Origin of the sequence: Phyllobacterium phragmitis (assembly GCF_002980495.1) — a bacterium.
GTDB classification, from domain to species: Bacteria; Pseudomonadota; Alphaproteobacteria; order Rhizobiales; family Rhizobiaceae; genus Paramesorhizobium; species Paramesorhizobium phragmitis.
On sequence record NZ_PVBR01000005.1, the window covers coordinates 287,712 to 308,548 of the forward strand.

The window sequence follows — 20,837 nt, forward strand, 5'->3', positions numbered from 1 at the left end:
GCAAGGAAGCCGGATTATTCGGGAAGGAAGCCGGGTTCCGCCATCTCGAATTGCGCAAAGTCGAAACCGGGGGCAACGGTGCAGCCGACGAGCGTCCATGCGCCAAGGCTCCTGGCCGTCTGCCACCAGCCCGCTGGCACCACGCCCTGCGGACGTTCGCCCTTTTCCAAATCGAGGCCAAGGCGGACCGTCCGGCTGGCGGCGCCATCGGAAAGCTTTAGTTCGAGCGGGCTGCCGCCATACCAGTGCCAGACCTCGGCAGCGTCCTTGACGCGGTGCCAAGCGGAGACCTGCCCTGCCGCGAGCAGGAAATAGATGGCGGTCGAATGGCCGCGCCCGCCGGTTGCGGCGTTGTCGCGGAAGGTTTCCACATACCAGCCACCCTCCGGGTGCGGCTGCATGGCCAGCGTCTTGCGGATCTCTTCGGGTGTCAGCGTCATCAGAAAGGGTCCTTGCGTTTGCGGATTTCGGCGAAGTTCTCTTCGTCGCCGGCATCTTGCATTCCCAGCCGTCGGCACAGAAAGGGATTGCTCGTCATCTCCAGGGCTATCGTCGTATTCTGGTGCCCGCACACAAACATTAGCGCACGGGAATAAGCTTGGCGGAGGAAAGATGCCACTTCTCGGCGTCGGCCGGCGCGCCGACACCCGGCATGATACGATGCAGCCTATAATAACCGCGGAAATGCTGGCGCCGCCCGTTCTTGAGAGTGGCATGAACGTCAACCGGAACATCGACCCATTGCTGGCTCATGCCGGCATCGCCGTTGGTCGGAGAACCTGTGACCACACGTGATCGCGCTGTGGCGGTGAAGCCGTCGCGAAAGGCGGCGAAGCCCTTACCGCTCGCCTGGCCTTGCCGGTCCCACAGCAGATAGGCGGTGTGGTAATCTCCCCTGTCAATCGCGGCGTAATAGGCTTCGACGACGCGTCGAGGATCTTCTTCAGCGGCGACCGCAGACGGCGCCTGTGCGGCGAATGCGGCGACGAACAGGACAAGCAGCATTTTCATCTTCATCTCCCCAGGTTCGAGTTGCGGAAAGACAGTTGGGCTCCTCCCCGACCAGGCGCTGCCCCGTTCAATTCGAAGCACGCGCCACGACATCAGTACCGGCGGCAAGGCGCAGCGGGCAAGATGTGTTTTGCGACATCTCAACCCGGCTTGCAGCCTGCGGACCTGGGAACGTCAGAACTTATAGCCGACGAAAAGGGAGACGGAGGGCTGCAGCTTTTCCTCCACGATCGGGCTATCGGCAGCATCTCCGGTCAATACGCCAAGGCCGGCTTCTCCGCGGACGAGCCAGTTTTCGGTCAGCAGATATGTTGCGGACGCTGAAACATCGACACGCTTGAGACCTGCCTTTGGCTTGTATTCGGGCAAGCCGGAGGCCGCAGACTGCGTGGCATCGACGCCGAAATAGGCCTCCATGTGCTTGTCATTCGCCACGATGGCCTCGGCGTTCGCACCGAGGATGAGCCGTTCGGTCACTGGCGTCGAATATCCTATGCCGAATGTTCCGATAAGGCTTTCGCTGCCCTCTATCGTTTGCTCGACTTCGGCATAAAGTTCGACGGGGCCCCACTCATATGCCGCCTTGGCGCCGACCGTGGCGGCGAAATCAATGTCGCCCAAGCCGCGAAGCCGGTCGGAATCGTCTTCATTTCTGCCTGTTTCGTAACCGACCTTTCCGGAAAGCGAAAACCCCTCGTGTCTGAGGGGCGTGACGGTGATCCCCGAAGGATCCAGTTCGAACCACTCGCCATAAGTGAAAAGAACGAAAGGGACAGGGCTGATCTCGAAGTCACCGCCGCCTTCATATTTCGGTTCGTACATTCCGCCGCCGCCGACGATCAGGCTCCAGTTCCGCTCGGGTTTCTCCTGATTGAACCGCTGATCGAATTGTTCTTGATCAAACGCTTGTTCCGATGCCTGCTCTGCAACAGTAGGGTCGGCGGCAGTTGCGCTGGATACCAGCCCCATGGCACCCATCATTGCGGTGCCGAGGGCGTAGCACGAAGCGCGCCTGTTGTTTGGATTTGTGAAAAACATGAGAGCTCCAAATCGAGTTATCGCCGCTGCCCAAGTCCGTCGAACAGCGAGACATTGACGGCACTAGATTTCACAGGGAAGCCGCCCCGGGCATGTCGTTATGTTAAGCTTTGTTACGGCTGGAACGCACGGCGCGGTACCGATCTCTCCGACGACCGTTGCAATGAAACTTAACAATCGCCTCGGGGCAGGCAGGTTCTCGTCATGTTATTAAGCCTCAAGCCCCAGTTCGTTCAACGACACTGGCGCGCTGATGGAGGATTATGAGATTGCGCATGTCTCTCGGTCCAAGGACCATACATGGACAGATCACCGCTATAATCGTGTTTGCACTGTTGATCGTCGTCACGGCGGGGCCTGTGCTCGAGCGCTGGGTCAGAGATTACGAAGAATTGGACATCGAACAGGTCGCTGAACGTCTTCAAGCAATAGCGGAGATTTTAGCCGCGGCGACACCGGATAGGAGGGAAATTATCGTTGGTGCCGCTCACCGGTCGGGTTGGGATTTGACATTGCAGCCCCTGGTCCTGAGTGAGCAGTTCACGACGTCATCCAGTAAAGAGACATTCTGGGATCGGGCTCTTGACTGGCTGTTCCCGCCCGACAATTCGGTTCCCCCGCTGGGGGGGTGGAGGACGTTTCTGAACGACAACCGTGTCGTTGCTTTCAAGGTGGATGATGCAACGATGTTGGTCACTCCCATTTCTTCCGACTCCTTCCTGTGGGACAATTTCACCGTGCGGGGGTCATATTACCTGGTCGCGCTGATCACCCTGATCTTCCTGTTATCCGCGTTTGCCATTTGGGCAATCACGTTGCCTCTCAGGCGAATATCTCGCGCAGCTATCAACGCGGATATCTCGACCCATGCAGAGGTTTTTGAAGAACGCGGCAGCGTCGAGATCATCGCTCTGGCCAAGGCATTGAACGGCATGCGCAATCGGATCGCGATCATGATGGAATCCCGGACCCGCATGCTGCGTGGCATCAGCCACGACTTGCGGACTCCGTTGACGCGGTTGAGACTAAGGGCTGAGCGTTTGCCCGAGGGGCCGACCCGGGACACGATGTTGTCCGACATCAATCATATCGACAGACTGCTGGGCGAGAGCCTTGGTTACTTGCGCGACAACCACAGCCAGGAGGCCGTCGAGCGCACAGATATCGCCAGCACCCTTCAGACGATCTGCAGCGAATTTGCCGATGTCGGTTTCGATGTGACCTATCGGGGCCCGAACAGATTGATCACGAACTGCAAGCCTCTTGCGATCACCCGTGCCGTTACGAACCTTTGTGACAACGCCACGAAATTCGGCAGCTCGGTGATTGTCGAGTTGCGGGAAGATGCCGGCATGACCATCATCGATGTCATCGATGATGGTCCGGGGATTCCGGAACCGAACAGGGCGCGTGTGTTGGAGCCGTTTTTCAAGATCGATGATGCCCGAGGCGGCGCCAATTCTGGCTTTGGGTTGGGGCTTTCGATCGTTGCCGAAATTGTACAGGCTCACGGAGGTAAACTGGAGTTCCTTGAGCGGCAGCCAAACGGTCTTGTCGTCAGAATGACGCTGCCCATGCATTAATATAAGATCACTTGCGGCAGATCGGGGAGGGATTGCTTCCAATACATTAAAGCTCTGACCAGAAGGGCGAGCAGGACGAAGATCATTCCGTCTGCGATCGTTCGCCGCAAAATGCGTGGGTCGACAGCCACTGAATCGATGTCACGCCACAAGGCCGGGCGAGGAAGGAAGCGAGGGACAGCACGGCGGTACGCATCGTAACTTTGTCCATGGGCGGATGAAAGCGCAGCCTCTTCCCGAAACACGACCGGCAAGAAGATCACGTATCCGAGCAATGCCATAAATATTGCTATGCTTATGCTGCCGGTTTGCGCTCCAAGTCCGGCAGCAGCGACAAATGAAAAGAAATAAAGAGGATTTCGCGTGATCGAGTACGGGCCCGAATTTACGAGGACTACCGTTTTCCTTCCGCCTATATAGAGGGTGCACCAGGCCCTGCCGAGGATGGCGACGAACAACAGGATAGAGCCTGCGCCTTCAACCAAATCACGCTGCCAGGATCCCAACTTGAAGGTGGCGGCCGTAAAGAGAATGACCGGTGCAAAGCAAAGGCTGATACACCATATCATGACCTTTCGGCGGGATTGCACCTGTGCAAGATAACTTTGAACTGCCTGAATGTCCGTCACTTTTGGCTCTCCGCATGACTTCTAGGCGACCTTCGGCGCCAGCAGAGAGGGGAGTAGCGTGCCTCATACCGGCACGACGTTTTGTTTTGTTGCGATATGTAAATGCCAAGAGCCGCGCGCGATAAACACTCACGCTTCCTCGACTGTCGCGGTGAACATATATCCACCGAGTCTCACCGTCCGCAGCAGAGCGGGCTCTTTGGGGTCGATCTCGATTTTTTGCCGAAGGCGGCTGACATGGACGTCGATACTGCGCTCGATCGGGCCAGCAAGTCCGGAGTGCGTCATCGAGAGGAGTTCCTCGCGGGTGATCACACGGCCCGGATTGCGGCAAAAAGCCAGCAGAAGGTCGAATTCCGTCGTTGTCAAAGCGATGCGGGCGTTGCTCGGGTCATGAAGTTGACGGCGCATCGGGTCGATTTGCCAACCATCGAAGCGGAGCTTTCGTTGGGCGGTGTTTGTGACCAATCCATAGGAGGCCCGCCTTAAAAGGCTGCGCACGCGCGCGACGACCTCCCGGGGGCTGAACGGCTTTGTGACGTAATCGTCAGCGCCGACTTCAAGCCCGACGATCCTGTCGATCTCCTCACCAAGCGCCGTCAACAAAATGATCGGAGTGGTCTTTTCGGAACGAATCTTCCTGCAGATGCTCAGCCCGTCCTCACCCGGCAGCATGACGTCAAGGATTATGAGGTCGAATGAATTGTTGCGCAGAAGCGATTGCATCACACGACCATCTTCCGCGATGGTCGGGATCATCCCGTTATCCTGTATGGTGAGAGCGAGCAGATTTGCGATTTCCGAATCGTCCTCGACGATCAGGATATGCGCGTTTGCCGTATTTGATTGCATGAAACCTCTCACCCCAATTCCTGCACAATGCACGCCGGAGAGAGCCAGTATATTTCGCTTTGTTAAGATTTGTTGCAGCGTTGCAGAATACCACACTCCCCCAGGAATTGGGCGATTGTGAGTTTCGAGGATAAACGTTGTCTATCCGCCACTCGCCAGTGGTGGCGCCATGTGCGGCGTTCGGTGTGGCTAGCTCTCCGCCGACTGGAGGAAAGGCTTGAAGATCCGGGCGATCCGGTCGCCGAAGCCTGAAACGATGAGATGAAGGGACGGGATCACGATCAGGGAAAGGAGCGTGGAGACCAAAAGTCCGCCAATGACGGCAATGGCCATGGGGGAGCGGAATTCGCCACCATCGCCCAAACCGAGTGCGGAAGGGACCATGCCGCCGGTCATGGCAAGCGTCGTCATGATGATCGGACGAACTCTTTCGGAACATGCCTCGATGACGGCATCGAGCCGCGAAAGCCCGTGCGCCTCCCGCTCGATCGCAAAATCCAGGAGCATGATGGCGTTCTTCGTGACAATGCCCATCAGCATCAGAATGCCGATGACCACCGGCAGCGATATGGCACTGCCACTTAGCCACAGACCCGCGGCGACACCGCCGATGGATAGGGGAAGAGACGCCAGGATCGTCCAAGGCGCCAGCACGCTGCCGAACAAGAGGATCAGGACGACCAAGACAAGCATGATGCCCGATCCCATCGCCACCGCGAAGCTTTCGAAGACCTCACTTTCCGTATCGGAGTCTCCGGTTGCCTGGACACGAACGCCTTCCGGCAGGTTCCTGACGCTTTCCAGTCGAAGCAGCCGCTCCATCCCCTGTCCGGACGTCAAGCCGTCGGCCATGTCCACGCCAATCTCGATCCGGCGTTCGCGATCAAACCGCTCTATGGCGGACATCGTCTCGTCAAAGCTGATGTCGACGACCGCCGACAATGGGACATGGGTTCCATCGTCGGAAGGGACGGTCAGCATTTCCAGCGTCGGAAGATCATCGCGGGCGTTGCGATCGATGACCACGCGGACAGGGATTTGCCGGGCGCCATCGGTGAAGCTGGGCAAGCGGCTGTCGACATCGCCGATAGTGGACACACGGATCATCTGGGCGATCATGGCCGGCGATACGCCGAGCATCGAGGCCTTGTCCGTCTGCACCTGCATCCTCAACTCTGGACGCATGGCGGTATTGTCGATGCCGGGGGCGACAAACGCCCGATCGGCTGAAAGCTCCTCCACAATGGCGTTCGCGGCGTCCAGAACCACCTGCCCATCGGTGCCCAGGACGGCAAAGGAAAGATCGCGGCCACCGCGTGTGTTGAGGAATCTTAGTTTCACATCGGGGATGGACGAGAGATTTTTCTCGATATCGGCTTCAATCGCAAATGACGAACGATCCCGGCGCGACTTGTGAAGGAGGTCGATGAGGACGACTGCATAGCGCACGTCCTCCAGCCCCGCGGTGCTTGAACCGGCGCGCGTGAACACGCCCTCCACTTCCTGGAACGCGCCGACACGGTCCGCGATTTCATCGGAAACTGCGCGCGTATCCTCAAGGGTGGAACCGGGCGGCAGCTCAACGGAGAGGGTCAACCGTCCGGTGTCCTCCTCCGGCAGAAAGCCGGTCGGTAACGACATCAGGGCGAGCAGTGCCAGAGCGAAGGAACCGCCGGCAAGCCCAACGGTCACCCATCGCCAGCGCAGGCTCAGCCGCAACAGCCGCTCGTAAGCCAGGATAAAGCGCCCCTTCTTCTCCTCGGCCGGCGGGCTTCCGGTCATGAAATAGGCGGCCATGACAGGCGTTATGAGCCGTGCCACCAGCAGGGAGAAGAAGACGGCAATGGCGACCGTCAAGCCGAATTCGCGAAAGTACAGGCCGACCTCGCCGCTCATGAAGCCGACCGGCACGAACACGGCGATGATGGTGGCCGAGATGGCGATAACGGCCAGGCCAATTTCGTCGGAGGCGTCGAGCGCCGCCCGATAGGCATTCTTGCCCATGTCACGGTGGCGAACGACATTTTCGATTTCGACGATCGCATCGTCGATGAGTATTCCGGTGACCAGCGTGATGGCCAGCAAGCTCAGGATGTTGAGAGAAAACCCCATGAGATCGATGGCGAAAAAGGTCGGGATTATCGACAGTGGAAGCGCGACCGCGGCGACGATCGTCGCCCGCCAGTCCCGCAGGAACAGGAAAACGATGATGACGGAAAGCGCGGCTCCCTCGAGCAACGTGCTCATGGCCGAACTGTAATTGCCGGCCGTGTAGGTGAAATTGTCATCCACGAGGCTGAACCGCACATCCGTATTGCGCGCGCCCATCTGCGTCAGTGCCTCGGAAACCGCATTCGCAACGGAAATTTCGCTCGCGCCCTGAGAGGGATAGACCGCAAACCCCACGACGTCCGCGCCGCCGAGCGTCGCGAAGGAACGCGCTTCCGCCACAGTATCTTGAACGCTGCCCAAATCCCCCAGCCGGACGGCCGCATGGGGAGAAAGCGCAATGCTCTGATCGGCAAGGTCCGACACGGTCTTTGCCGCCGCCACGGTGGTGAGGGCTTGCTCACGACCGCTGAGGTCGCTCCTCCCGCCGGAATTCTCAATCTGGGTTCGCAAGAGGCTTTCGTTGACGGCATTCGCGGACAGCGAAAGCGCCTGCAACCGGTCGGGATCGAGCTCGACATGAATCTCCCGATCCGCTCCGCCGACGCGTTCGATCCGTCCCACTCCCGGCAAACCCTGCAGATTGCGGATAACCTCGTCCTCCACGTACCAGGAGAGTTCGGAAACCGTCATGTTCGTACTGCCGACGGCGTAGGTTACGACAGACTGGGCTTCCTGTTCGATCCGTTCAACGATCGGCTCGTCGATCGTGGCGGGCAGGTCGGAACGGATTTTCGTGACGGCATCACGCACGTCGACCATCGCCCGATCCGGCGATACCACGCCCAATTCGAACTCGACACTGGTGACGGATCGGCCCTGACCGATGGTCGACGTGATTTTTTCTATGCCGGTCAGCGGCGCGACGGCATCCTCCACCCGCCGCGTCACCTCGGTCTCAAGCTCGGTCGGCGTCGCTCCGGGTTGTTCGATCGTGACATTGACGAGCGGGGTGACGATTGTCGGGAAGTAGGTGATGGGCAACCGAGAGAAGCTGTAGAGACCCGCCACTGTCAGAATCACAAAGAGCAGGACCGACGGCAGAGGATTGCGGATTGCCCACGCCGAAATGTTCGCGTTCATCGACGAACCGTCCCTTCTGCGTGGTTGAGTGAGACGGCTCGAGGCCCCTCTCGTCGCGGGGCACCTTCCGCCGATACGATGACAGGCTCAACGCGGTCCTGATCCTTCAGGAAGGCTCCCGCCTTCAGGACCACCATTTCGCCGTCCTCGACACCCTCGACGATCTCAACGAGACCATCCTGACGCGCGCCGATCCTGACGTTTCGAAATTCCACAATTTCGTTTTTGACGACATAGACGCTATGAGAACCGCGCGTGCTTTTGACAGCCGTTCCCGGCAGGAGAACATTCGTCCGCGTCGATGTATCAATGACGCCGCGTGCAAATACACCGGGAACGAGGGCGTCACTCTCATCGAGTCTGAAGCGAACCGTTCCGCTCCGCGTTTTTGGGTCCAGTTGGGCCGCATTGAGCCGCAGCGTACCGGTGACTGGTTGGTCACGGCCAGGAACGGTCACCTCCGCACGCATGCCTTCACGCAGTTGCACGAAGTGCGTTTCCGTTACTTCCGCAACGAACTCAATCTCACCGTCCTTCGCGATGCGAAAAAGAGGATCGCTCGAACCCGACGTCATGACACCGATGCGGGCGCTTCGCTCCAGAATGAAACCAGACGCAGGGGCGCGCAACGTGCTCCTCTCGACCGTCAACTCGATCTCTTTTCTTTCCTGCGCAATCAACTGTTCTTCGGCTTGCGCCAATGCCAATGACTGGCGCGCAAGTGCCGTTTCCGCGACGGCACGGTCATATGCGTTTTGGTGTTCATCCAAAAGCTGAACAGAAACGACCCCTTTGGGCTGGAGCGCCCTGCTACGTTCCAGCTTCTTCCGGGCTTCGCGCTCGGTGATAAGCGCAATGTCGACCCTGCTGTTCTCGACGGCCGCAGCCGCCTTGGCGCGAAGAGCACTCACTGCATTTTTGTCAAGGGCGAGAAGTGCATCGGACTTGTCAAATGAAGCCAGGGGCTGACCTTGTTCGACGCTTTGACCGGCTTCTACCAGGATGCTCTGTATTTCCCGGTCTGTGACCGAGGGATGGACCTGGACCTCCTCGCGCGCGGCAAGCGTTCCCACAACCGATATGCGCTGCGTGATGTCGCTCTGCTTCGCAACAATAACTGTGACGGGCATTTGCTGCTGGGCCTGCGCAATCGGCACAAAAGCAGCGAGAGCAAGCGAGGCGATGATCCCGCATCGGATAGACGGCTGCGGCGGGCAGAACGGTTTGAGCCACGCATTTATGCTCATGAAACGACCTCTCTTCTGCTGCCTCGAGGCATGACGAGCCCTCGGCAAGTTCGGCCGCACCCTAACGATCAGGGAAGATCGCAGTGTTGTATCGCATTAAGATTTGTTGCGCTTGAAAGGGCTGAACGCATCGTTTCCACTTAGAAATGAACCGCTATAGAGTTGATCGTACTGCTTCCACCGATGGGAAGGTCAAGCCGCAATTTACGAGAGCCTGAGACGGCAAATAGCCGATCGCCATATACGCTATTTTAGAACTCGCCCTTTGCTCCGATATTCCGAGATTAGCTCTGATTCGCGTCGAGGAGGGCGCGCGCGAAGCCTTTTTCGGCCATTTCGATCGTCCCGTCGGGCAGTTTGAGCACGCGGTCGATGGCAAGGCCGTAGAGCCGCAACCGCTCGTCCAGCATCTGCGCCGCCTCGTCTACATTGCCGTCCTTGGCCTGTTGCATTGCCTTGTGCATCACCGGGCCGAGGCTCAGGCGGAACTGCAGCAGCATTTCGGCAAAGGCCAGCGGATCGGGTGCATCGAGAATGCCTTCCTCGGCACCCTCAGCCAAGATTCCGCTCAGAATGGGCGTGACGACAGCCGACACGGCCCGGTCGATCCGGTGGAAGAGAACGACGTTCTCGGGGCGGAAAACCACATCGAACGTGTTGCGGATATGCGGTGCCATCTCGACCTTCATGCGGCGTGCCCCGCCAAAGAGCGCGTTGAGGCGGCCGATGGCGTCGAGCTCGGGATTGTCCAGGAGGGGTTGGAGCTCCCTCACGCTGTCGCGCGCCATGCGGGCGGCGAGCGCTTCCAGAAGCGCCTCTTTGGAAGCGAAATAATGATAGAATGCGCCCTTCGATATCCCCGCCTCACCGATGATGTCGTTGATGGTCGTGTTGTCATAGCCACGGCTGAAGAACAGCCGCTGGGCGCAGTCCAGAAGCTCGGTCAGTCGCACCTCCGGCGTCTTGATGACACGAATCACGGGGCAGGTTCCTCAAAAGGTCGTCTCTGCATCTTTATCAGTCCGGACATCAGGCGGAAGCGCATATTTGCCGCACCACGATATTCGGATTTTCCATTATAGACCGACCGTCGGTCTATTGCTATAGTCCGGCACTCGCGGTCCTGCTTTTGATTGCCGGAGAGATTTGAATGCCGATGTTCCGGATATTGACTGCCATTGCCATTGTTCTGGCGCCCGCCGCCTTCGGCTTCTGGTATATGCAGCGCCCGATACCTGTCACGACGGTCACGCCGAAGCGGGGAGATGCAGCCGAGATCGTCTATGCGAGCGGCGTGGTCGAGCCGCGCATTTGGGCAAAAGTGACGGCGCTCGTCCGCGAGCGCATCATCGGACAATGCGATTGCGAGGGCGAGGAGGTCGAAAAGGGCGCCGTGCTCGCCCGGCTCGATGCCAGCGAGGCGGAAGCGGCGCTGAGCGAACTTGAAGCGCGCCTGCGCCTGTCGCGGGAGGAGCATCGGCGTCTTTCCGTGCTTGCCAGACGCAATGCTGCCAGCCAGCAATCGCTTGACCGGGCAATCAGCGAAGTCGCCCAGCTCGAGGCGCTGGTGGCCGGGCAGAAGGCAAGACTGGAAAGCTATGTCCTGCGCGCGCCGGTTAGAGGCGTCGTGCTGCGCCGGGATGCGGAGGTCGGCGAGATCGCGGAACCGGGCACCGTGCTGTTCTGGGTCGGGCAGCCGAAACCGCTTCTCGTCATCGCGGATGTCAATGAGGAGGATATTCCGCATGTGGCGGTCGGCCAACGGGCGTTGCTGCGTTCCGACGCATTTCCGAAGCGTAATCTGGAAGCTGTCGTCGACAGCATCACGCCGAAGGGCGATCCTGTCACCAAGACCTACAGGGTCCGCTTCAGGCTGCCGAATGACACGCCGCTGATGATCGGCATGTCGACCGACGTCAATATCGTCATCCGCGTCTCCGAAAACGCCTTGCTCGTGCCATCGCTCGCGCTACGCGGCGACGAGGTCTATATCGTTGAAAACGGCAAGGCTGTGCGACGGAATCTCGATATCGGCATTCGCGGCCTGCAGGAGGTCGAAGTGCTGTCGGGCGTGACCGCGGATACCCGCATCATTTCTCCATTCCCGGAGGATCTGAGCGATGGTGCACGCGTGACATTGGGCGACACTGGGGCCAATTCTGGGGTCAACGCCACGCTGGCGGAGGAGTGAGAAGAGATGCGCCTCATCCTCGAGATCGCCTTCACCCACATTGCCGGACGTGGGCGCCAGACCCTGGTGGCGATCGTGGGTGTTGCGGTTGGCGTTGGCTTCTCGGTCGCCATGGCAGCGCTGATGCAGGGCGGACAGGATGATTTTGTCGAGCAGCTGATCAATACCATGCCGCATGTGCAGATCACCGACGAGCGGCGCACGCCGCCGCGCCAGCCGGCGGAAGAGGTCTTCGGGGCCGCTGCCATTTCCGGTCTCCGGCCGCGGGAAGACCGGCGCGGGATCATCAATCCGACGGCGGCGCTTACCTGGCTCAGGGGCTGGGTGCCGGGCCAGGTGGCAGAAAATCTGAAGGCTCAGGGCGTCATCCGCTATGCCGGGCGTGACGTCGGCGCCTCGATCATCGGCGTCGATCCGGATGCCGAAAGGGGCGTGTCGCCGATCGTCGAAGATTTCGTCCAGGGCAGCTTCGACAGGCTGAGAGCTGGTGGCAACAACATATTGATCGGCGACACCATGGCCTCGCGTCTCGGCGCCGGGCTTGGCGATACGATCACGGCGGTGTCCTCCACCGGCCTGTCGCGCAATTTCAAGATCGCCGGCCTTTTCCATACCGGCACCACGGCGCGCGACGAGGGCGAGGCTTATGTGCTTTTGAAGAATGCACAGATCCTGAGCGAGAGGGCGAATGCGATCAACGAGATCAGGATCAAGCTTGCCGATCCCAATGCGGCGCCTGCGGTGGCGAAACGGACCGAGGCCGAACTCGGCTACAAGGCCATGGCATGGCAGGAGGCGAACGAATCCATCCTGGAAGCGCTCGTGGTGCGCAATGTCATCATGTATACGGTGGTCGCCGCGATCATGCTCGTCGCCGGTTTCGGCATTTTCAACATCATCTCCACCATCACCCATGAAAAGGCCCGCGACATCGCCATCATGAAATCGCTCGGCTTTGCGGAAGCGGACATGCGGCGGCTGTTCCTGATCGAGGGCGTTGCCATCGGCGCGGCGGGATCGCTGTTCGGTTGGTTGCTCGGCTTCTCGCTCGTCTATGCGCTGGCGCAGGTGCGTTTTGAACTCGCCACCACCGGACAGGAAATGACGCGGCTGCCGATCGCCTGGAGCTTTCTGCATTATCTCCTGGCAGCGGGCTTCGCGCTCGCATCGGCTGCCGTTGCCGGCTATCTTCCAGCCCGCCGGGCGGCGAAGCTCAATCCCGTCGATATCATCCGGGGCGCGACATGAGCACGCTGATCGAAGCTGTTAATCTCACGCGGGTCCTGCCGGCGATCGTCCCGGTCACGCTGATCAAGGATGTTTCGCTGTCGGTCGGCGAGAAGGAATTCGTCGCTGTCACCGGCCCCTCCGGCTCGGGGAAATCGTCGCTTCTCTATCTGCTCGGCCTTCTCGATCGACCGACGAGCGGCACGTTGAAAATAGGTGGACGCGACAGCGGGCCGATGGACGAGCAGGAGCGGGCAAGGACGCGCCTTGCCATGATGGGCTTCGTCTTTCAGTTCCATTTTCTGCTACCGGAGTTCACGGTGCGCGAGAATGTCGAGATCCCGATGCGCAAGCTGGGCCAGCTGTCACGGCCGCAAATGCGGGAAAGGGCGACGGAGTTGCTGGAATCGCTCGGGCTAGCCGGTCATCTCGACAAGCGGCCGGATCAGCTTTCCGGCGGTCAGCGCCAGCGTGTCGCCGTCGCCCGCTCGCTTGCCAACGATCCGCCGATCGTCCTGGCGGACGAACCGACGGGCAGTCTCGACACCAAAAGCTCGGAACAGGTCTTCCACATCCTCGAAACGCTGGTGCGCGAACGCAACAAGACCGTCATCGCCGTCACCCATGATGTCGAAATGGCCGCACGCATGGACCGCCGCATCCATCTGGTCGACGGCGGGATAGAAGAACCGTAAAGGTCCTATGATTTCCTGGAGAAGAGCTGTCTCCAGAAATCCCAACTCGCCAGGCCGACGCCGATGATCGAGATGATCGTGAGATCGAGCGCCCGGACGCGGAAGGCGATGATGCCGATGAAGGCTGCGAAGGTCAAAAGCGCCATCAGGGCAATGATTCTATTCATTGTCATGTCCGATCCCTTCCATGCAGCTTTGGTGTTTTCTCACCGGCCATAAATCACCCGCGGCAGCCAATAAGCGATATCGGGATATCTGTAGAGGATGATCATGCAAAGGACGACCATGGCCAGATAAGGCATGGAGCCGCGGAATATGTCGATGAGTTGCACGTGTGGCGGTGCGATACCCTTGAGATAATAGGCCGACATGGCCATGGGCGGCGTGAGGAACGAGGTCTGCAGGTTGAGTGCGATCAGGATGCCGAAAAACAGCGGGTCGATACCGAAATGCGGCAGGAGCGGCAGGAAGATCGGCACGAAGATGATGATGATCTCCGACCATTCCAGCGGCCAGCCGAGAAGGAAGATGATCAACTGCGCCAGCAGCAGGAACTGCAGCGGCGTCAGATCCAGTCCACGGACGAATTCGCTGATGACCTGCTCGCCGCCGAGATAGGAAAAGACGGACGAAAACGTCCAGGAGCCGACGAAAAGCCAACAGACCATGGCTGTCGTGCGCACAGTCAGATAGACGGATTCCTGCAGCCGCTGCCAGGTCAGCGCACGATAGGCCAATGCCAGCAGCAAACCGCCGATCGCGCCGATGGCGGCGGCTTCGGACGGTGTGGCCAGGCCGAACAGGATTGCCCCCAGCACCGCCAGAATGAGTGCGGCGAGCGGCAGAAAGGATGTCGCAAGCATCCAGAACAGCTTTGTTGCCGGGATTTTCTCTTCAGGCTCCTCGGGCTTTGGGGCAATCGATGGCTGGAGCATGGCGCGCCCGACGATATAGACGAGATAGAGCCCGGCCAGCAGCAGGCCCGGAAGCAGAGCGCCGGCATAGAGCCGCACGATGGAAACGCCTGATGTCGCGGCATAGACGATCAGCATGATCGACGGCGGTATGAGGATACCCAGCGTGCCGCCGGCACAGATCACGCCTGAGGCAAAACGCGTATCATAACGCGCCTTCAGCATGGCCGGAAACGCCAGAAGGCCCATCAGCGTCACCACCGCGCCGACGATGCCTGTGGCCGTCGCGAACAGCGCGCAGGTGATGAGCGCGGCAACGGCCATCGAGCCCGGAAGGCGGCGGGTGGCGACGCTGAGCGTGTGAAAGAGTTTGTCGACGATGTTTGCCCGCTCGACGATATAGCCCATGAAGAGAAACAGCGGGACAGCCGTCAACACGTCGTTTGCCATGACCGAATAGGTCTGGTTGACGAACAGGTCGAATATTCGGTTGTTGAAAAAACCGCCGATCCAGTGCTGGACCAGCGTCAGCGTATCGGTGTCCTGTTCCAAAGCGCGTCTGTACGGCACCCACATGCGGCTTGCGTCGAAATAGGCGTAATAGCCGAAGCCGATCCCCATCGCCATCAAGGTGAAAGCAATGGGGAAGCCAAGCATGATGATGAAGATGAAGATGCCAAGCATCGCCACCGCGACTTGTGGATCGGTCACGGCCTTTTCTCCTCGGGTATGACGATGTCGGCCGGTTCGCCGCCACGCTGCAGCGCCGCAGCGCCTTCTTTCATAAGGATTTTCTCAAGCTCTTCGACATCTTCTTCGTGCTTTGGCCACTCACCGGTCCTGATGGTCAGGATGCAACGGAACACCTGCGCGATGCCCTGGATGAGAAGAAGAATTCCAGCGGCGACAATGATGGATTTGAACTGGAATATCGGAATGTTCGCCGGGCTCATCGAACTTGATTCGAGATAGCGCCAGGACCTGCTCGCATATCGCCAGCCGGCAAAGATCAGCGCCAGGATACCTGGGAAAAAGAAAAGGAAGTAGAGTACGAGCTCCACTTTTGCCTGGGTAGCCGGCTTCCACAACCGATAGACGAAATCGCCGCGGACATGCCCCTCACGCGAGAGCGTATAGGCCCCGGCCATCATGAACATGGTTCCATACATGATGTAAGTGAGATCGAATGCCCAGGCGGTGGGGCGGTTCATGACATAACGAACAAAGACTTCGTAGCCGACTGCCATCGTCATGATCATCACGCACCAGGCGAAGGCTTTCCCGAACCAGGCCGAAAGACGATCGGCAAACCTGATATAGCCAAGCATGCGAAATCCTAACCGCTGGGAAGAACCATCCGGCGGCGTGAAGGCCGCCGGATTGCGATTTGCGCTGGCTCCCGGAGCTTAAAGCTTCAGCTTTCCGGGGAAATAATGCTCATAGGCCAGAGCGAGATCCGGCGAATTCATCAGTTCGTAGAAGACGACACGGTCGACCCAGGCGCGCTGGCTGTCCAGGACGCGCTTCATGTATTCGTCCTCTTCCAGCACGGGAATGAGCTCGTCCCATGCCTTGAGCTGGGCATCGAGGATCTCCTTCGAGGTTCTCTGCACTTCGACGCCGTTTTCGGTCTGCAGTGTCTGGAGATCTTTGGAATAATTATCCAGTGCTGCGGCGGTATTGGCGGTGCTCGCCGCTTCCACGCCATATTCGAGGATGGCCTGCAGATCGTCGTCCAGCCCATCGAAGAAATCCTTGTTGAACAGGAATTCAAAGGATTCGCTCGCCTGATGGTAGGACGACAACATGTAATTCTTGGCGACATCGGCCGAACCGAAGCGCAGGTCCGACGATGGATTGTTGAATTCGAAGGCGTCTATGACGCCGCGCTCCATGGCCGGCACGATCTCGCCACCCGGAAGCTGGGCGACGCTCATGCCCATTTTCTGCATGAGATCGGCGGCAAGCCCGACGGTACGGTACTTGAAGCCCTGTATGTCCTCGACAGTCGAAACCGGCTTCTTGAACCAGCCGAAAGGCTGAGCCGGCATGGGAAAGCCATAGAAGCCGTAGACATTGAGGCCGAGAATGTCCTGCGTCAGTTCGCGATAGAACTCCTTGCCGCCGCCGGCATAGAACCAGCCGAGCATGGTCGTCGCGCTGCCGCCGAAGACGGGGCCTGTGCCGAAAAGCGAGGCGGCCTTGTGCTTGCCGTACCAGTAGACCGGCACTGTATGAGCGGCATCGAGTATACCGTCATTGACGCCGTCGAGCACCTGAAAGGCACCGATCACCGCGCCTGCGGGCAAAAGATCGATCTTGATGCGGTTTCCCGACATGCGTTGGACCCGCTCGACATATTGGCGGGCAAAGTCCATCCAAATGTCCGATGCCGGCCATGAAGTCTGCATCTTGATGGTGATCGGTGACTGTGCCAACACAGCGGGTGCAGCCAAAGTCCCGGCGGCAGTGGAAGCTGCAACCGTAGAATTGCGCAAGAACTTGCGCCGTGAAATATCTTGATCCGTCATGAGTTCCTCCCGTTTTATTTAGCTTTTCGCCTTATTGGGAGGGAGAATAGGCTATCTCGGGCCTGATGAAAACCTAAACGTTTGGTGAAGGGATTGCCGGCGTACAGCAGGCGACGCCGGTTTACACAAATGGCTTTGCCGGATCGAAGCGCCTGGGCAGTAATCTTTCCATATAGGCCATGCATTGCGCCGAGACCTGGTTGGCATCCGGCAGAAGAAAATCGTCGGGCATATGGCGGGTCTTGCCGGCCACGTCTGCAAGGGGCACGAGCCGCGGAACCGTTGCGCCATTTTCATATCGCAGTGCGACCGAGCCGCCGCCATGCGCCGCCGCTTCGACCGCAAAGGTACCGGCCTCGAAGGCTTCGCGCGCATCGGTCGGGTTGATCGTGCCGATATTGCCGCGCGGCAGGTAGCCGAACGTGTCGACGCGGGCGCGTGTGCCGGGAAGGTCATCTTTCAACAGCCGCTCGACCGCCATTCCCAAATCACCGCCGGAAAGCCTGATATTGCCATGCGCGTCGCGCTCGAGCCTATCCGGAGGAACGAGCGTTTCCACGAGCGCGCGGCCGTCTTCGGTTGCAACGCCCTCCGACATCGCCACGATGCAGCGGCCATGGCGGCTGACGATGGCGCGCACATCCTCGGTGAACCGGGCTGCCGAGAACGCCCGCTCCGGCACATAGACGAGATGCGGAGCGCTTTCCTCATCCTGCCGCCAAGCGGCGGCTGCAGCGGTCAGAAAGCCGGCATGCCGGCCCATGACGATGCCGACATAGATGCCGGGAAGGGCACGAAAATCGAGATCCACGCTCAGAAAGGCGCCTGCCACAAACTCGGCGGCGGATATGAAGCCCGGCGTGTGGTCGTTTTCAACGAGATCGTTGTCTATCGTCTTCGGTGCATGAACGAAGGCGATATCGCCGCCCGCGGCTTCAGCAAGAATCTGCTGGGTCCCGGCCGTATCGTTTCCGCCGATATAGATGAAGGCGGTTGCGCCCGCCTGGCGCAGGCCCTTCAGGATCGTCTCGCAATAGGCGGCATCCGGCTTGTCGCGGGTACTTCCCAGCGCTGCGCTGGGCGTTGCCGCCACCCGTTTCAGTTCTTCATCCGTCAGGGCCGAAAGATCAACGAAATCGCCGTCGCGGACGCCGCGCACGCCATGGCGTGCGCCAAGCACGCGTGCGCCGGGATAGCGCTGCCGCGCCTCGAGGACGCTACCCACCAAAGTCTGGTTTATGACGGCGGTCGGGCCGCCGCCCTGTGCGATTACGAACGTTTCGGTCATTTCCGCCCTTCCTGAATTGCGCTCACTCTTGCACCAGGGTTGCACCTGACTGTGGAGCCCATGGTCGTGAAAATCTATTTACTGGGTTTGGCTGCGGACCTGGCTGAAGGTCTGGTTGGGGACGTGGCTGCCGCGGCTGACTTGAAAAAGTCGCTAAGCTCCATCGGGAAGGGGAAGACGATGGTCGAATTTTTCTCTCCGGCGATGATGTTCAGCGTGCTGAGATAGCGCAGCTGCATCGCTTCCGGCCGCTGGCTCAGGATATTGGCGGCTTCCAGCAGTTTCTGCGCCGCCTGCTCCTCGCCCTCGGCATTGATGACCTTGGCGCGGCGTTCGCGTTCCGCCTCGGCCTGGCGGGCGATGGCGCGGACCATAGATTCGTTGATATCGACATGCTTGATCTCGACATTGGCGACCTTGATGCCCCATGCATCCGTCTGGGCATCGAGGATTTCCTGAATATCATTGTTCAGCTTGTCGCGTTCGGCCAGCATCTCGTCGAGATCGTGCTTGCCGAGCACCGAGCGCAATGTCGTCTGAGCGAGCTGGCTCGTCGCCATCATGAAATCCTCGACCTGGATCGTCGCGCGTTCAGGGTCGATGACGCGGAAATAGAGCACCGCATTGACGCGCACGGAGACATTGTCCTTCGAGATCACGTCCTGGCTCGGCACGTCGAGCACCAGTGTCCTGAGATCGACGCGCAGCATCTGCTGGATGAAGGGGATCAGGATGATTAGGCCGGGGCCTTTTACCCCGGTAAAGCGGCCAAGCGTAAATACCACGCCTCGGTCATATTCCCGCAGGATCTTGATGGCCGCGGCCAGAAAGACCAGCAGGATAATGATGATGGGAACAAGAAAGGTAATATTGTTAAGCATTTGAAAGACCCTCCATCGGTCAAAACGCATTTAGGATAAGCAGGTTGCCGGTGAGAGCCTAACTGTTTTCCGGCGTGTAAGGTTCAACCTTGAGGACAAGACCCTTAATGCCGGCCACATGAACCTTTTGTCCCTTTCTCAACGGGGTGCCGGAGACGGCACTCCAGCGCTCGCCATGGGTGAGGACATGGCCGGACTGTCCGCGCCAGTCCAAGACCTCGCCGGGAGCACCGATCATCTCCTCGCTGCCGGTGACCACCGGACGTTTGTGCGAGGAAATGGCCATGCGCACGATCAGCATGGAAATGGCCAGGCTGGTCAGGGTGACACCGCCGATCACGGGCCATGAAAGACGGAAGCCCGGAACGTCCGTGTCGATCAACACTGTGGCGCCGAATATGAAGGCGATGGCGCCGCCGACACCAAGGATGCCGAAGGACGGCGTGAAGGCTTCGGCGCCCATCAGCGCAAGACCGAGAAGAATGAGGGCAAGGCCGGCAAGGTTCACGGGAAGAACGGCGAGGGCGTAAAGGCCGACCAGAAGGCATATCGCGCCGATGGTGCCGGGGAAAAGGGCGCCCGGATTCATGAACTCGAAAATGAACCCGTATATCCCGATCATCATCAGGATCAAGGCGACGTTGGGATTGGTGATGACGGTCAGGAGCCTCGTGCGCCAGTCCGGTTCGACATGCTCCAGCGCAATGCCCGTGGTATCGAGCGTGACCTGGTTTCCTCCGGCGTTCACGGTGCGGCCATTGGCCTGCACGAGAAGGTTATCCAGGCTTGGTGTGACGATATCGATGACCTGTTCCTTCAGTGCGGCACTGGCGGAGAGGCTGGCCGCCTCGCGCACCGCCTTTTCGGCCCATTCGATATTGCGCCCGCGCAATTCTGCGAGCGAGCGGATATAGGCGACGGCATCGTTGATCGCCTTGGTTTCCATTGCACTGTCTGGCTTTCGCGGCTGGGCCGTGTCCTCGCCATCCCCCTTCTTTTCGGCGTTCTGATCCTTCTGCTGTTCGTCGCCGCCTGGAAACGGCATGCCGCCACCGCCGATCTGGACAGGCGTCGCCGCGCCGAGATTGGTGCCCGGCGCCATCGCCGCTATATGGCTGGCATAGAGGATATAGGTGCCGGCGCTCGCCGCGCGCGCGCCGCTTGGTGCGACATAGGTTGCGACCGGCACCGGCGAGGCGAGAATATCGCGGATGATGTCGCGCATCGATGTATCGAGGCCGCCGGGCGTGTCCATCTCAATGATGATGAGCGGCGCATTGCGCTCAGCCGCCATCTTCAGGCCGCGCGTGACGTAGTCGGATGCGGCAGGGCCAATGATCCCCCTAAGATGGAAGACCAATGCGGTACGGCCTGCCATAGGCTGATCCTGCGCATCGTTCGGCAATGTCGAGAAGAGCAGGCCGAGCAATGTCACGGCAATGGAAAGAACGGCACGGGAAAGGCCGATACGCCGGCATCCCGACCAATTTCCGATAAT

At 59.5% G+C, this 20,837-nt stretch carries 19 protein-coding genes and 1 pseudogene; 4 read left to right on the plus strand and 16 right to left on the minus strand.

What is annotated here, in order from left to right:
• Positions 1 to 14: 14 nt before the first annotated feature.
• The 4 genes and pseudogenes from C5748_RS09290 to C5748_RS09305 form a co-directional block, all read right to left on the minus strand.
• On the minus strand, positions 15 to 440 hold the full coding sequence (locus C5748_RS09290; protein WP_105741643.1) for a cupin domain-containing protein: 426 nt from the start codon (positions 438 to 440) through the stop codon (positions 15 to 17).
• Positions 440 to 556: pseudogene (locus tag C5748_RS28540) on the minus strand (hydroxyacylglutathione hydrolase); the annotation flags it as partial. The pseudogene C5748_RS28540 and the gene C5748_RS09290, both read right to left, overlap by 1 nt.
• Before the next feature lie 23 nt (positions 557 to 579).
• A complete protein-coding gene (locus C5748_RS09300) occupies positions 580 to 1,011 on the minus strand; it encodes a hypothetical protein (RefSeq protein ID WP_105741644.1) in 432 nt (143 codons plus the stop codon).
• 174 nt (positions 1,012 to 1,185) lie between these two features.
• A complete protein-coding gene (locus C5748_RS09305) occupies positions 1,186 to 2,049 on the minus strand; it encodes a MipA/OmpV family protein (RefSeq protein ID WP_105741645.1) in 864 nt (287 codons plus the stop codon).
• Between the two features lie 275 nt (positions 2,050 to 2,324).
• Here C5748_RS09305 and C5748_RS09310 point away from each other — a divergent pair, with 275 nt between their 5' ends.
• Positions 2,325 to 3,632 (plus strand): ATP-binding protein, encoded by a 1,308-nt coding sequence (locus tag C5748_RS09310; RefSeq protein ID WP_105741707.1) that lies wholly within the window; start codon positions 2,325 to 2,327, stop codon positions 3,630 to 3,632.
• Here C5748_RS09310 and C5748_RS09315 read toward each other — a convergent pair.
• The 5 genes from C5748_RS09315 to C5748_RS09335 form a co-directional block, all read right to left on the minus strand.
• On the minus strand, positions 3,629 to 4,261 hold the full coding sequence (locus tag C5748_RS09315) for a methyltransferase family protein (protein ID WP_105741646.1): 633 nt from the start codon (positions 4,259 to 4,261) through the stop codon (positions 3,629 to 3,631). The genes C5748_RS09310 and C5748_RS09315 overlap by 4 nt on opposite strands.
• Before the next feature lie 129 nt (positions 4,262 to 4,390).
• Positions 4,391 to 5,113, minus strand: a complete 723-nt coding sequence (locus C5748_RS09320; protein WP_105741647.1) for a response regulator transcription factor — start codon at positions 5,111 to 5,113, stop codon at positions 4,391 to 4,393.
• 189 nt (positions 5,114 to 5,302) lie between these two features.
• Positions 5,303 to 8,365 carry an efflux RND transporter permease subunit gene (locus C5748_RS09325; protein ID WP_105741648.1) on the minus strand — a complete coding sequence of 1,021 codons (3,063 nt, stop codon included), beginning with the start codon at positions 8,363 to 8,365 and terminating at the stop codon, positions 5,303 to 5,305.
• Positions 8,362 to 9,612: an efflux RND transporter periplasmic adaptor subunit gene (locus C5748_RS09330; protein WP_245428916.1), complete on the minus strand. Its 1,251-nt coding sequence runs from the start codon at positions 9,610 to 9,612 to the stop codon at positions 8,362 to 8,364. The genes C5748_RS09325 and C5748_RS09330 overlap by 4 nt, the downstream gene beginning before the upstream one ends.
• Before the next feature lie 284 nt (positions 9,613 to 9,896).
• Positions 9,897 to 10,592 (minus strand): TetR/AcrR family transcriptional regulator, encoded by a 696-nt coding sequence (locus C5748_RS09335; protein ID WP_105741649.1) that lies wholly within the window; start codon positions 10,590 to 10,592, stop codon positions 9,897 to 9,899.
• A 170-nt stretch (positions 10,593 to 10,762) separates the two neighbouring features.
• Here C5748_RS09335 and C5748_RS09340 point away from each other — a divergent pair, with 170 nt between their 5' ends.
• Genes C5748_RS09340 through C5748_RS09350 form a run of 3 tightly spaced genes read left to right on the plus strand, consistent with a single transcriptional unit; the run spans position 10,763 to position 13,725 of the window.
• On the plus strand, positions 10,763 to 11,803 hold the full coding sequence (locus tag C5748_RS09340) for an efflux RND transporter periplasmic adaptor subunit (RefSeq protein ID WP_105741650.1): 1,041 nt from the start codon (positions 10,763 to 10,765) through the stop codon (positions 11,801 to 11,803).
• Between the two features lie 6 nt (positions 11,804 to 11,809).
• Positions 11,810 to 13,051: an ABC transporter permease gene (locus C5748_RS09345; protein WP_105741651.1), complete on the plus strand. Its 1,242-nt coding sequence runs from the start codon at positions 11,810 to 11,812 to the stop codon at positions 13,049 to 13,051.
• Positions 13,048 to 13,725, plus strand: coding sequence for an ABC transporter ATP-binding protein (locus C5748_RS09350; protein WP_105741652.1), 678 nt, complete (start codon positions 13,048 to 13,050; stop codon positions 13,723 to 13,725). The genes C5748_RS09345 and C5748_RS09350 overlap by 4 nt, the downstream gene beginning before the upstream one ends.
• A 5-nt stretch (positions 13,726 to 13,730) precedes the next feature.
• On the opposite strand, the gene C5748_RS28165 is transcribed toward C5748_RS09350, so the two are convergent.
• From C5748_RS28165 to C5748_RS09380, 7 genes are all read right to left on the minus strand, one after another.
• Positions 13,731 to 13,892 (minus strand): hypothetical protein, encoded by a 162-nt coding sequence (locus C5748_RS28165; RefSeq protein ID WP_158259827.1) that lies wholly within the window; start codon positions 13,890 to 13,892, stop codon positions 13,731 to 13,733.
• A gap of 39 nt (positions 13,893 to 13,931) precedes the next feature.
• Complete coding sequence (locus tag C5748_RS09355; RefSeq protein ID WP_105741653.1) at positions 13,932 to 15,350, minus strand: TRAP transporter large permease; 1,419 nt, start codon at positions 15,348 to 15,350, stop codon at positions 13,932 to 13,934.
• Entirely contained in the window at positions 15,347 to 15,967 is a 621-nt protein-coding gene (locus C5748_RS09360) for a TRAP transporter small permease subunit (protein ID WP_105741654.1), read from the minus strand. The genes C5748_RS09355 and C5748_RS09360 overlap by 4 nt, the downstream gene beginning before the upstream one ends.
• Positions 15,968 to 16,045: 78 nt before the next feature.
• A complete protein-coding gene (locus tag C5748_RS09365) occupies positions 16,046 to 17,170 on the minus strand; it encodes a TRAP transporter substrate-binding protein (protein WP_105741655.1) in 1,125 nt (374 codons plus the stop codon).
• Positions 17,171 to 17,291: 121 nt separating this feature from the next.
• Positions 17,292 to 18,458 (minus strand): diphosphate--fructose-6-phosphate 1-phosphotransferase, encoded by a 1,167-nt coding sequence (locus C5748_RS09370; protein ID WP_105741656.1) that lies wholly within the window; start codon positions 18,456 to 18,458, stop codon positions 17,292 to 17,294.
• Between the two features lie 74 nt (positions 18,459 to 18,532).
• Entirely contained in the window at positions 18,533 to 19,339 is an 807-nt protein-coding gene (locus C5748_RS09375) for a slipin family protein (protein WP_105741657.1), read from the minus strand.
• A 58-nt stretch (positions 19,340 to 19,397) separates the two neighbouring features.
• Entirely contained in the window at positions 19,398 to 20,717 is a 1,320-nt protein-coding gene (locus tag C5748_RS09380) for an NfeD family protein (protein ID WP_199194748.1), read from the minus strand.
• Between the last annotated feature and the right edge of the window lie 120 nt (positions 20,718 to 20,837).

Bases quoted from the DNA above. Each gene is read 5' to 3' on its own strand.
- C5748_RS09290 (WP_105741643.1), bottom strand. From the start codon at position 440: ATGACGCTGACACCCGAAGAGATCCGCAAGACGCTGGCCATGCAGCCG.
- C5748_RS09300 (WP_105741644.1), bottom strand. From the start codon at position 1,011: ATGAAAATGCTGCTTGTCCTGTTCGTCGCCGCATTCGCCGCACAGGCG.
- C5748_RS09305 (WP_105741645.1), bottom strand. From the start codon at position 2,049: ATGTTTTTCACAAATCCAAACAACAGGCGCGCTTCGTGCTACGCCCTC.
- C5748_RS09310 (WP_105741707.1), top strand. From the start codon at position 2,325: ATGTCTCTCGGTCCAAGGACCATACATGGACAGATCACCGCTATAATC.
- C5748_RS09320 (WP_105741647.1), bottom strand. From the start codon at position 5,113: ATGCAATCAAATACGGCAAACGCGCATATCCTGATCGTCGAGGACGAT.
- C5748_RS09325 (WP_105741648.1), bottom strand. From the start codon at position 8,365: ATGAACGCGAACATTTCGGCGTGGGCAATCCGCAATCCTCTGCCGTCG.
- C5748_RS09330 (WP_245428916.1), bottom strand. From the start codon at position 9,612: ATGAGCATAAATGCGTGGCTCAAACCGTTCTGCCCGCCGCAGCCGTCT.
- C5748_RS09340 (WP_105741650.1), top strand. From the start codon at position 10,763: ATGCCGATGTTCCGGATATTGACTGCCATTGCCATTGTTCTGGCGCCC.
- C5748_RS09345 (WP_105741651.1), top strand. From the start codon at position 11,810: ATGCGCCTCATCCTCGAGATCGCCTTCACCCACATTGCCGGACGTGGG.
- C5748_RS09350 (WP_105741652.1), top strand. From the start codon at position 13,048: ATGAGCACGCTGATCGAAGCTGTTAATCTCACGCGGGTCCTGCCGGCG.
- C5748_RS28165 (WP_158259827.1), bottom strand. From the start codon at position 13,892: ATGAATAGAATCATTGCCCTGATGGCGCTTTTGACCTTCGCAGCCTTC.
- C5748_RS09360 (WP_105741654.1), bottom strand. From the start codon at position 15,967: ATGCTTGGCTATATCAGGTTTGCCGATCGTCTTTCGGCCTGGTTCGGG.
- C5748_RS09365 (WP_105741655.1), bottom strand. From the start codon at position 17,170: ATGACGGATCAAGATATTTCACGGCGCAAGTTCTTGCGCAATTCTACG.
- C5748_RS09370 (WP_105741656.1), bottom strand. From the start codon at position 18,458: ATGACCGAAACGTTCGTAATCGCACAGGGCGGCGGCCCGACCGCCGTC.
- C5748_RS09375 (WP_105741657.1), bottom strand. From the start codon at position 19,339: ATGCTTAACAATATTACCTTTCTTGTTCCCATCATCATTATCCTGCTG.
- C5748_RS09380 (WP_199194748.1), bottom strand. From the start codon at position 20,717: ATGGCAGGCCGTACCGCATTGGTCTTCCATCTTAGGGGGATCATTGGC.